Below are 10173 nucleotides of genomic sequence, written 5' to 3'. Positions count from 1 at the left end.
CTGCATGAGAGTGATTGTGTAGCGGGTTGATTAAAACAGAATTTGCCTGGCGGCCATAGCGCGGTGGTCCCACCTGACCCCATGCCGAACTCAGAAGTGAAACGCCGTAGCGCCGATGGTAGTGTGGGGTCTCCCCATGCGAGAGTAGGACACTGCCAGGCATCAAATCAAGCCGAGACCCCATGCCAAAAGCGTGGGGTTTTTGCTATGTGTGGAATATGAAAAGAGAAAGCCTTCTGCTACGCAGAGGGCTTTTTTACGTTTGTACTTAAAACAAAATACAATATGAGTATTATGATCGGTTAGACTAGCGCTAGAGCTAGCTAGAATGAGTATCCAATGCAATGTCGAGTCAAGGTTCCCCGCTAAAACATCTCAATACTTTCGCGTTATCAGCCTACGCGAGCAACGTCATCAGTGCCAACTCTACGGAAGAATTGATTAACGCCTGGCGCGAGTCAGTCTCTAAGCAGCAACCTGTACTTTTGCTTGGAGAAGGCAGTAATGTACTGTTCATTGAGAATTACGCGGGAACAGTATTATTAAATCGTATCAAGGGCATCACTTTTACTGAAGACGATACTGCCTGGCATTTGCATGTTGGTGCCGGGGAGAATTGGCATCAACTGGTATGCTATTCACTGCAACACAATATGCCGGGGCTGGAAAACTTGGCTTTAATCCCTGGATGTGTCGGTTCTGCGCCAATCCAGAACATTGGTGCTTATGGTGTTGAACTGCAAAAGGTATGTGAGTACGTTGATTTACTTGATATGGAGACGGGTACAGTCCTGCGTCTCTCCGCCCAAGATTGCCAGTTCGGTTATCGCGATAGCATCTTTAAGCACCGCTATGGGAATGGATTTGCCATTGTCGCGGTGGGGATCAGATTAATAAAATCTTGGACTCCAACACTGGGCTATGGCGACTTAGCTCGTATGGATCCATTGACGGTCACAGCAGAAGATATCTTCAATTCAGTCTGTGCAATGCGTCGAAGTAAGTTACCTGATCCAACCGTGACAGGTAATGCCGGTAGTTTCTTCAAAAATCCAGTTGTGGATGCAAGCGTGGCTGAAGATATCGTGAAGCGTTATCCCAATGCACCTCATTATCTGCAACCTGATGGTTCAGTAAAACTGGCCGCGGGCTGGTTGATTGATCAATGCGCGCTTAAGGGCTATCAGATTGGTGGGGCTGCAGTGCATCAACAGCAAGCCTTAGTACTCATTAATCTCGCAGGAGCGACTGGGCAGGATGTTCTGGGCCTTGCTAGCTATATTCGCCAGCAGGTCGCAAATAAATTCGCTATCTGGTTGGAACCAGAGGTTCGCTTTATCGCAAGTAATGGTGAGGTTAATGCTGTGGAGCGTTTGTCGTGAAAGATATTAAAGTTCCCTTGCGGTTAATTGGCATACTTGCTGATGGCGCATTTCACTCTGGCGAGCAACTGGGTGAAATGTTAGGCATGAGTCGTGCAGCGATTAACAAGCATATGCAGACTATCAGAGAGTGGGGATTAGATGTCTTTACGGTCCCCGGTAAGGGTTATAGTCTACCAGCACCTATTCAACTGCTCGATGAGGAAGCGATATTACGTTATCTACCCTCTGGGCAGGTAACCGTACTGCCAGTTGTAGATTCTACAAATCAGTATCTCTTAGAGCGGATTGCTGAGCTTAAATCTGGTGATGCTTGTGTTGCTGAATATCAGCAAGCTGGACGAGGCCGACGCGGGCGTCAGTGGGTCTCTCCTTTTGGTGCTAATCTTTATTTATCAATGTTCTGGCGTCTTGAACAAGGTCCTGCTGCAGCGATGGGACTAAGTTTGGTTGTCGGTATTGTCATGGCAGAAGTGCTACATAAGCTGGGTGCTGAGCAGGTTCGAGTAAAGTGGCCAAATGATCTCTATCTTAATGATAAAAAACTGGCCGGTATATTAGTCGAACTCACAGGGAAGACGGGTGATGCAGCCCAGTTAGTGATTGGCGCCGGTATCAACCTGACCATGCGAGTATCAACAACCAATGTTATCAATCAGGATTGGATTAATTTGCAGGAAGCTGGGGTTATTATTGATCGTAATAAACTGACGGCTGAACTGTTATCTGAATTAAGGTTAGCCGTAGTTAAGTTCGAGAATGAGGGTTTATCTGCTTTTATTTCTCGTTGGCGTGAAATGGATAATTATCTTGATCGCCCTGTGAAATTAATTATTGGAAACCAAGAAATATTTGGGATAGCACGCGGCATAGACCAACAAGGTGCATTATTGTTAGAGCAAGACGGTAATGTAAAACCTTATATTGGTGGTGAGATATCTCTTCGAGGTATTTAATTAATAGATTAAGCGGGCAGTTATTACTACCCGCTATTAATTATTTTCTCAATCGTACACTCTCAACTGCATGATTAGCACTCTTAGTCATTATCAGACTTGCTCTCTCACGAGTCGGTAATATATTCTGCTTTAAATTCAACCCATTAATCTCTTTCCATAACTGAGTTGCAATCTTGACTGCTTCAGTTTCAGGCAGTTTGGCATAATTATGGAAGTAAGAATCTGGATTAGAGAATGCACCTTGTCGGAATTTAAGGAACCGATTGATATACCAGCTTTGCAGTAAGTCTTCTGGCGCATCTACATATATAGAGAAGTCGACAAAGTCAGAGACAAATACATGGTGGGGATCATGAGGGTAATCCATACCACTTTGCAATACATTCAATCCTTCCAGAATAAGGATATCAGGTTGCTTAATGACTTTATTTCCATCAGGTACAACGTCATAGATCAAATGTGAATAGACTGGCGCTGTCACTTGGCTGGCACCTGATTTAACTTCAGAGACAAAATTCACCAAGCTATGCATGTCATAAGACTCTGGGAAGCCTTTTTTCTTCATCAACCCACGTTCATTTAATACTTTATTGGGGTGAAGAAAACCATCTGTAGTAATCAGCTCGACGCTGCGGTGTTCCGGCCAGCGGCTTAACAAGGCTTGCAGTAAACGTGCTGTTGTACTTTTACCTACAGCGACACTACCTGCAATACCGATAACATAAGGGATACGTTGGCCATCAGTCCCGAGGAATTGTTCCAAAACTGCCTGTCGGCGTAAATTAGAACTGATATAAAAATTAAGTAGACGCGAAAGTGGTAGATAAATCTGTGCCACTTCATCTAATGAAAGGTCTTCGTTAATCCCTTTGAGTTTAACGATTTCTTCTTCTGTTAGCGTCAATGGTACGGAGTCGCGCAGGGCAGCCCACTGAGTACGATCGAACTGTAGATAAGGCGTCGCTAAAGACTGATCTCTTTTTGTCATAAGCCAAATTCTGCCTGTTAACGCAGGTTGGGAAAGGCGCTGGACGCCAACTCCAGATAAGAAACAAGCTGCATATTATAGGCAGCTTGCTCTTTGGCGTAGACATTTTTGTATTTAGTGAGTGATTTCTTTGATGTGTGCTGCTATTCCCATCAATTAAGACGAGCTGCAGCAAGTTATAATCTTCTTACTGGTCATATCTATCTTTATTAACTGGCTATAGACGTATGTGTTTGATTTACTGAAAATAAACGTTTGAAATAAATCGCTGTTGGGTGATAGCAACCGTCAGGCGTACAAGCATAATCAGGAATTTCCCCCATGCGGCGATAACCTTGCGTCCGATAGAAAGATTCAGCGGGAGAGCCAGCCTGTGTATCGAGATACAACAATCCACGATGAAGTTGAATGGCTGTATTCTCCATGGCAATGACCAACTTATGCCCAATACCACTGCGGCGACTACGGCTATGGACTAATAACTTTTGTACTTCAGCTCGGTTTAAACCGTTGGGTTTTTGGCAAAGGTCTAATTGAATCGTCCCCACTATTCCAACTTCATCACGGGCTATCCATAACAATAGCGTCCCCTTTGCAATGGCAGGGCGAAGGTTATGGAAATAAGCCTCGGCGTCTTCCCGTGAGAGCGTCCGAGTGTCATACCCTATCGATGCGCCATGAGACACTGCATCAATCAACAAACTTGCCAGATCACTTCGGTATATCGGTAATGTTGACGCATTAAGCAAAACAATCTTCATGACAAATCCCTCTTTCTAACGGCCTGTCTGCGTATATACCTATGCTTAAGCAATAAACAAGCCAAGCTGTTAACAGAGTAATTATCTGAATTGGGATGATTATTTTTTGTTGCTACGCACTGTATTGGGGTGATTTCCCTATTTTGGGGCATAAAAAGAGGTCATTTTCATCGGAATGACACTGAAGATTGCGTAGCAATGAGACATGGTTCAGTTTTTAGGGGGTGATTTTTATCGATAGAATTAGTTAGAATAGCAAAAGCACTGGATGCTAATTAAGCTAATCATGGTTAATAATACATCTGGATTTTAAAAAGCGGCTGTTTTCTGAGCGAAAGGGCAAGTTATGCAATTTTTTTGTTGCATCATAGGCCCACTCTACCTAGAATGCGCTGCACTTGATGCCGGCATAGCTCAGTTGGTAGAGCAACTGACTTGTAATCAGTAGGTCCCGAGTTCGACTCTTGGTGCCGGCACCATTCAAGTATAAAAATTAGGTGGGGTTCCCGAGCGGCCAAAGGGAGCAGACTGTAAATCTGCCGTCATCGACTTCGAAGGTTCGAATCCTTCCCCCACCACCATATTTAACCTTGAGTCTCAGGGCGATTCAGAAGACCGAACCCCAATAAACACTCAAGGCGAGAGCAACGCTCTCGATGAAGAGTGAAGTGGCCAAGCCCTTCCTTTCAAGTTTCTGCAGATTAAGTCAGGTAGCCGAGTTCTAAGATGCGGGCATCGTATAATGGCTATTACCTCAGCCTTCCAAGCTGATGATGTGGGTTCGATTCCCACTGCCCGCTCCAAGATGTGCTGATATAGCTCAGTTGGTAGAGCGCACCCTTGGTAAGGGTGAGGTCGGCAGTTCGAATCTGCCTATCAGCACCACTTCTCATTCTCTCGTCCCCTGATTTTCTTTCTGTGTTATGGATTCAGCAAGCATGCGCTTGGTTGATGTGGTGAAACCACCGATTCCGTGTCTTAGAGGGACAATCGATGTCTAAAGAAAAGTTTGAACGTACAAAACCGCACGTTAATGTGGGTACTATCGGCCACGTTGACCATGGTAAAACTACCCTAACTGCTGCAATTACTACCGTACTGGCAAAAACTTACGGCGGTAGTGCTCGTGCATTCGACCAGATCGACAACGCTCCGGAAGAGAAAGCGCGTGGTATCACCATCAACACTTCACATGTTGAATATGACACCCCGTCACGTCACTATGCGCACGTTGACTGCCCAGGGCACGCCGACTACGTTAAAAACATGATCACTGGTGCTGCTCAGATGGACGGCGCTATTCTGGTTGTTGCTGCAACTGATGGCCCTATGCCACAGACTCGTGAGCACATCCTGTTAGGTCGTCAGGTGGGTGTTCCTTACATCCTAGTCTTCCTGAACAAGTGTGACATGGTTGACGATGAAGAGTTGCTGGAACTGGTAGAGATGGAAGTTCGTGAGCTGCTATCTCAATACGATTTCCCAGGCGATGACACTCCGGTTATTCGTGGTTCTGCGCTGAAAGCGCTGGAAGGCGAAGCTGAGTGGGAAGCAAAAATCATTGAGCTGGCTGAAGCATTGGATAGCTACATTCCACAGCCTGAGCGTGCGATTGATAAACCATTCTTGCTGCCAATCGAAGACGTATTCTCTATCTCTGGCCGTGGTACTGTCGTAACCGGTCGTGTAGAGCGCGGTATCGTTAAAGTTGGCGAAGAAGTTGAAATCGTTGGCATCATTGACACGATCAAAACCACTTGTACTGGCGTTGAAATGTTCCGCAAACTGCTGGACGAAGGCCGTGCTGGTGAGAACGTGGGTGTTCTACTGCGTGGTACTAAGCGTGATGACGTACAACGTGGACAGGTGCTGGCTAAACCAGGCTCTATCAAGCCACACACCAAATTTGAATCAGAGGTTTATATTCTGAGCAAAGATGAAGGCGGCCGCCATACTCCGTTCTTCAAAGGCTACCGTCCTCAGTTCTACTTCCGTACAACTGACGTGACCGGTACTATCGAACTGCCAGAAGGCGTAGAGATGGTGATGCCAGGTGATAACATTCAAATGATTGTTAACCTGATTGCTCCTATCGCAATGGATGACGGTCTGCGCTTCGCGATTCGTGAAGGTGGCCGGACCGTTGGTGCTGGCGTTGTTGCTAAAGTCATTGAATAAGATTTGACGCGACATGCGATAAAAGGGCATCATTTGATGCCCTTTTTCTACGTTGTCATACTAGAACCTATCTCATCAGCGGTTTTTTCATCATAATTACTGGTGAGATGGGCTCTGGAAGTACGGCGAATAGTGCTGAATGGTGCCGATTAGAGAGTCTCTAGAGCATCCTTCGGCTTGGTTTGCTTTGCGGTGCGAAGCAAAGTTGTTTGTTCTGAATCATAGTGACAGGTTGGTTTATGAGTGCGAATACCGAGGCTCCAGGGAGCGGACGCGGCCTGGAAACGGCTAAATGGCTAATCGTTGCTGTACTGTTAGTTGCAGCTATTGTTGGCAATTATTATTACCGTGATTTCAGCCTGCCGCTGCGTGCGTTGGCAGTTGTAGTAATTATCGCTGTTGCCGGTGCTGTTGCATTGATGACGGCAAAAGGCAAAGCCACTGTAGCGTTTGCTCGTGAAGCACGCACGGAAGTGCGTAAAGTGATTTGGCCTACCCGTCAGGAAACTCTGCACACGACGTTAATCGTTGCTGCGGTAACTGCTGTAATGTCACTGATTCTATGGGGGCTGGATGGTATTCTGGTCCGCTTGGTATCATTTATTACTGGCCTGAGGTTCTAAGATGTCTGAAGCACCCAAAAAGCGTTGGTACGTCGTTCAGGCGTTTTCCGGTTTTGAAGGCCGTGTAGCTCAATCGCTGCGCGAGCATATCAAGTTACATGACATGGAAGAGCTGTTTGGCGAAGTCATGGTTCCAACGGAAGAAGTCGTCGAAATTCGTGGCGGTCAACGTCGTAAAAGTGAACGTAAATTCTTCCCAGGCTATGTACTGGTTCAGATGGTGATGAACGATGCCAGCTGGCACTTAGTGCGTAGCGTACCACGTGTAATGGGCTTTATCGGTGGTACATCCGATCGCCCTGCGCCAATCAGTGATAAAGAAGTTGATGCGATTATGAATCGTCTTCAGCAAGTGGGTGATAAGCCACGTCCTAAAACACTGTTTGAGCCGGGTGAGTTGGTCCGTGTTAGCGATGGTCCGTTTGCAGACTTCAACGGTGTCGTCGAAGAAGTGGATTACGAAAAGAGCCGCTTGAAAGTGTCTGTTTCCATCTTTGGCCGTGCTACTCCGGTCGAACTGGATTTCAGTCAGGTAGAAAAAGGCTGATTCATTTTTCGCCAATGGTTGAAATTTGAGTCTTGTCTTGGGCGCGAAATTACAATATAATTTCGCGCCTTTTGTTTTTAGATGTCTTGCTTTTGCCATCAGTGGCAATAACAAGCGAGACAAAACACGGGGAGCCTCCAACGAGGCGTTACTACCCAAATCGAGGAAATCGTAAATGGCTAAGAAAGTACAAGCCTATGTCAAGCTGCAAGTTGCAGCTGGTATGGCGAACCCAAGTCCACCAGTTGGTCCAGCTCTGGGTCAGCAGGGTGTTAACATCATGGAATTCTGTAAAGCGTTCAATGCTAAGACTGAAAGCATTGAAAAAGGCCTGCCGATCCCTGTTGTTATTACAGTTTATTCTGACCGCTCTTTCACTTTCGTTACTAAAACCCCGCCAGCAGCAGTTCTGCTGAAAAAAGCGGCAGGTATTAAGTCTGGTTCCGGTAAGCCGAACAAAGACAAAGTAGGGACTGTGACCAGTGCTCAGGTCCGTGAAATCGCAGAAACCAAAGCTGCGGATATGACTGGTGCTGACGTTGACGCTATGATGCGTTCAATCGAAGGTACTGCTCGTTCCATGGGCCTGGTAGTGGAGGGTTAATAAATGGCTAAGCTGACCAAGCGCATGCGCGTGATCCGTGACAAAGTTGATGTTACTAAGCAATACGATATCAATGAAGCTGTTGCCCTGCTGAAAGAGCTGGCTACTGCTAAATTCGTAGAAAGCGTGGACGTTGCCGTTAACCTCGGTATCGATGCACGTAAATCTGACCAAAACGTTCGTGGCGCAACTGTGTTGCCACATGGTACTGGCCGTTCAGTACGCGTTGCTGTTTTCGCTCAGGGTGCAAACGCTGAAGCTGCGAAAGAAGCAGGCGCTGAATTGGTAGGTATGGACGACTTGGCTGACATGATCAAGAAAGGCGAAATGAACTTCGACGTTGTTATTGCTTCTCCGGATGCAATGCGCGTTGTAGGTCAATTGGGCCAGATCTTGGGTCCACGCGGCCTGATGCCTAACCCTAAAGTGGGTACTGTTACTCCTAACGTTGCTGAAGCAGTTAAGAATGCTAAAGCGGGTCAGGTTCGTTATCGCAACGACAAAAACGGTATTATCCACACTACCATTGGTAAAGTTGACTTCGACTCAGATAAGTTGAAAGAAAACTTAGAATCTCTGGTTGTTGCGCTGAAGCGTGCTAAACCTGCTACAGCGAAAGGCGTTTATATCAAGAAAATCAGCCTGTCCACTACCATGGGCGCCGGCGTTGCTATTGATCAAAGCGGCCTGACTGCAGTAGTGAACTAATCACTATTTGCTTTTATCGCTTTACGTGGGCGTAAGGTTTGTCTAGAATCTTACGCCCATGCTTCTGTTGACAGTATTTTTAATCAGCAGATAAACAGAATTTTTCGGTTGGAGCTTGGCCTTATCCAAGCCTCCGTCCAAGACCGCAGGTGTGCTTAACACATTTATGTTGAAAAACTCATGTGGCAAGACACTTAATTTCCTGCGTAGACGGTGACAGAACCTAAAGCATTTTTTTTTATAAAGAATTGCCTTTGCTGGATTCTGCTCACCGTGTTTCAACGCCTGTTCATTACGATTGAGTAATGTTTTGGGTGACGTGAGTTCCGGGGAATGATTCCCCGGTTAATCCAGGAGCAAGAACTAATGGCACTAAATCTTCAAGGCAAACAAGCGATTGTTGCTGAAGTTAAAGAAGTAGCCAAAGGTGCGCTGTCTGCGGTTGTTGCGGATTCTCGTGGCGTTACCGTTGATAAAATGACTGAACTGCGTAAAGCAGGTCGTGAAGCTGGCGTTCACATGCAAGTTGTTCGTAACACCTTGCTGCGTCGCATTGTTGAAGGCACTCCATTCGAATGCCTGAAAGACACGTTTGTTGGTCCAACCTTGATTGCATTCTCTTCAGAACACCCGGGCGCAGCTGCTCGTTTGTTCAAAGCATTTGCTAAAGATAATGCGAAATTTGAGGTTAAAGCAGCAGCCTTTGAAGGCGAGTTAATCCCTGCGGCTCAGATCGACCGCCTGGCAACTCTGCCAACCTACGAAGAAGCAATTGCGAAACTGATGGGAACCATGAAAGAAGCCGCTGCTGGCAAATTGGTTCGTACTCTGGCTGCGCTGCGTGATCAGAAAGAAGCTGCTTAATCGCCTTTTTTCTCCATCATTGCTTTTTAACGTATAAACTATTTCTGTATTTTAGGAACACTTGTTATGTCAACTATCACTAAAGACCAAATTCTGGAAGGCGTTGCAGCTCTGTCTGTAATGGAAATCGTTGAACTGATCTCTGCTATGGAAGAGAAATTCGGCGTTTCAGCTGCTGCTGTTGCTGCAGGTCCTGCTGCTGCTGCTGAAGCTGCAGAAGAACAAACTGAATTCAACGTTGTTCTGGCTTCATTCGGCGACAACAAAGTTGCAGTAATCAAAGCTGTTCGCGGTGCAACTGGCCTGGGCTTGAAAGAAGCTAAAGACCTGGTTGAATCTGCACCTGCAGTTCTGAAAGAAGGCGTGAACAAAGACGAAGCTGATTCTCTGAAAAAATCTCTGGAAGAAGCTGGTGCTTCTGTTGAGATCAAGTAAGTTAAGCTTTGAGTTTGCAGCCTAACTTATAGGCTGATGGCTGGTGACTTTTTAGTCATCAGCCTTTTTGCGCTGTAGGGCGTTAGTCGCATTTCACACTGTTTAGCGGCTAACTAACCCCCCA

At 46.2% G+C, this 10173-nt stretch carries 11 protein-coding genes, 4 tRNA genes and 1 rRNA gene; 14 read left to right on the top strand and 2 right to left on the bottom strand.

Going from position 1 to position 10173, the window contains the following annotated elements:
• Window positions 1–45 precede the first annotated feature (45 nt).
• From rrf to birA, 3 genes are all read left to right on the top strand, one after another.
• Window positions 46–161 (top strand): 5S ribosomal RNA (gene rrf, locus HUZ92_RS20245).
• Between the two features lie 183 nt (window positions 162–344).
• Window positions 345–1382 (top strand): UDP-N-acetylmuramate dehydrogenase, encoded by a 1038-nt coding sequence (gene murB / locus HUZ92_RS20240; protein ID WP_145525101.1) that lies wholly within the window; start codon window positions 345–347, stop codon window positions 1380–1382.
• Complete coding sequence (gene birA / locus HUZ92_RS20235; protein WP_145579910.1) at window positions 1379–2338, top strand: bifunctional biotin--[acetyl-CoA-carboxylase] ligase/biotin operon repressor BirA; 960 nt, start codon at window positions 1379–1381, stop codon at window positions 2336–2338. The genes murB and birA overlap by 4 nt, the downstream gene beginning before the upstream one ends.
• Window positions 2339–2378: 40 nt before the next feature.
• Here the strand turns inward: birA and coaA are convergent, their stop codons facing one another.
• Window positions 2379–3329, bottom strand: coding sequence for a type I pantothenate kinase (gene coaA, locus HUZ92_RS20230; RefSeq protein WP_050101906.1), 951 nt, complete (start codon window positions 3327–3329; stop codon window positions 2379–2381).
• A 209-nt stretch (window positions 3330–3538) separates the two neighbouring features.
• Window positions 3539–4090 carry a GNAT family N-acetyltransferase gene (locus HUZ92_RS20225; RefSeq protein WP_050101907.1) on the bottom strand — a complete coding sequence of 184 codons (552 nt, stop codon included), beginning with the start codon at window positions 4088–4090 and terminating at the stop codon, window positions 3539–3541.
• 403 nt (window positions 4091–4493) lie between these two features.
• Here HUZ92_RS20225 and HUZ92_RS20220 point away from each other — a divergent pair.
• The 11 genes from HUZ92_RS20220 (at window position 4494) to rplL (ending at window position 10049) form a co-directional block, all read left to right on the top strand.
• Window positions 4494–4569 (top strand) — tRNA-Thr (locus tag HUZ92_RS20220).
• 17 nt (window positions 4570–4586) lie between these two features.
• A tRNA-Tyr gene (locus tag HUZ92_RS20215) sits at window positions 4587–4671 on the top strand.
• Window positions 4672–4818: 147 nt separating this feature from the next.
• Window positions 4819–4893: transfer RNA gene (locus tag HUZ92_RS20210), tRNA-Gly, on the top strand.
• 6 nt (window positions 4894–4899) lie between these two features.
• Window positions 4900–4975 (top strand) — tRNA-Thr (locus HUZ92_RS20205).
• Between the two features lie 108 nt (window positions 4976–5083).
• Entirely contained in the window at window positions 5084–6268 is a 1185-nt protein-coding gene (tuf, locus tag HUZ92_RS20200) for an elongation factor Tu (RefSeq protein ID WP_004712401.1), read from the top strand.
• A 239-nt stretch (window positions 6269–6507) separates the two neighbouring features.
• Window positions 6508–6891, top strand: coding sequence for a preprotein translocase subunit SecE (gene secE, locus HUZ92_RS20195; protein ID WP_004704671.1), 384 nt, complete (start codon window positions 6508–6510; stop codon window positions 6889–6891).
• Between the two features lies 1 nt (window position 6892).
• Window positions 6893–7438, top strand: a complete 546-nt coding sequence (nusG, locus tag HUZ92_RS20190; RefSeq protein WP_002210671.1) for a transcription termination/antitermination protein NusG — start codon at window positions 6893–6895, stop codon at window positions 7436–7438.
• A gap of 175 nt (window positions 7439–7613) precedes the next feature.
• Window positions 7614–8042, top strand: coding sequence for a 50S ribosomal protein L11 (rplK, locus tag HUZ92_RS20185; RefSeq protein ID WP_004704678.1), 429 nt, complete (start codon window positions 7614–7616; stop codon window positions 8040–8042).
• A 3-nt stretch (window positions 8043–8045) separates the two neighbouring features.
• Window positions 8046–8750 (top strand): 50S ribosomal protein L1, encoded by a 705-nt coding sequence (gene rplA, locus HUZ92_RS20180; protein WP_050101908.1) that lies wholly within the window; start codon window positions 8046–8048, stop codon window positions 8748–8750.
• 366 nt (window positions 8751–9116) lie between these two features.
• Window positions 9117–9614, top strand: a complete 498-nt coding sequence (rplJ, locus tag HUZ92_RS20175; protein WP_004712405.1) for a 50S ribosomal protein L10 — start codon at window positions 9117–9119, stop codon at window positions 9612–9614.
• Window positions 9615–9680: 66 nt separating this feature from the next.
• Window positions 9681–10049 (top strand): 50S ribosomal protein L7/L12, encoded by a 369-nt coding sequence (rplL, locus tag HUZ92_RS20170; protein WP_050101909.1) that lies wholly within the window; start codon window positions 9681–9683, stop codon window positions 10047–10049.
• The last annotated feature ends 124 nt before the right edge of the window (window positions 10050–10173 follow it).

Origin of the sequence: Yersinia vastinensis (assembly GCF_902726565.1) — a bacterium.
Classification (GTDB): Bacteria; Pseudomonadota; Gammaproteobacteria; order Enterobacterales; family Enterobacteriaceae; genus Yersinia; species Yersinia vastinensis.
The sequence above is the reverse complement of the archived record's forward strand: the minus strand, read 5'-3'. Positions and strand labels throughout refer to the sequence as shown.

What these genes read in the sequence shown, in the direction of transcription:
- rplK (WP_004704678.1), top strand. Translation starts at nt 7,614, where the DNA reads ATGGCTAAGAAAGTACAAGCCTATGTCAAGCTGCAAGTTGCAGCTGGT.
- secE (WP_004704671.1), top strand. Translation starts at nt 6,508, where the DNA reads ATGAGTGCGAATACCGAGGCTCCAGGGAGCGGACGCGGCCTGGAAACG.
- rplJ (WP_004712405.1), top strand. Translation starts at nt 9,117, where the DNA reads ATGGCACTAAATCTTCAAGGCAAACAAGCGATTGTTGCTGAAGTTAAA.
- murB (WP_145525101.1), top strand. Translation starts at nt 345, where the DNA reads ATGTCGAGTCAAGGTTCCCCGCTAAAACATCTCAATACTTTCGCGTTA.
- nusG (WP_002210671.1), top strand. Translation starts at nt 6,893, where the DNA reads ATGTCTGAAGCACCCAAAAAGCGTTGGTACGTCGTTCAGGCGTTTTCC.
- rplL (WP_050101909.1), top strand. Translation starts at nt 9,681, where the DNA reads ATGTCAACTATCACTAAAGACCAAATTCTGGAAGGCGTTGCAGCTCTG.
- tuf (WP_004712401.1), top strand. Translation starts at nt 5,084, where the DNA reads ATGTCTAAAGAAAAGTTTGAACGTACAAAACCGCACGTTAATGTGGGT.
- coaA (WP_050101906.1), bottom strand. Translation starts at nt 3,329, where the DNA reads ATGACAAAAAGAGATCAGTCTTTAGCGACGCCTTATCTACAGTTCGAT.
- HUZ92_RS20225 (WP_050101907.1), bottom strand. Translation starts at nt 4,090, where the DNA reads ATGAAGATTGTTTTGCTTAATGCGTCAACATTACCGATATACCGAAGT.
- rplA (WP_050101908.1), top strand. Translation starts at nt 8,046, where the DNA reads ATGGCTAAGCTGACCAAGCGCATGCGCGTGATCCGTGACAAAGTTGAT.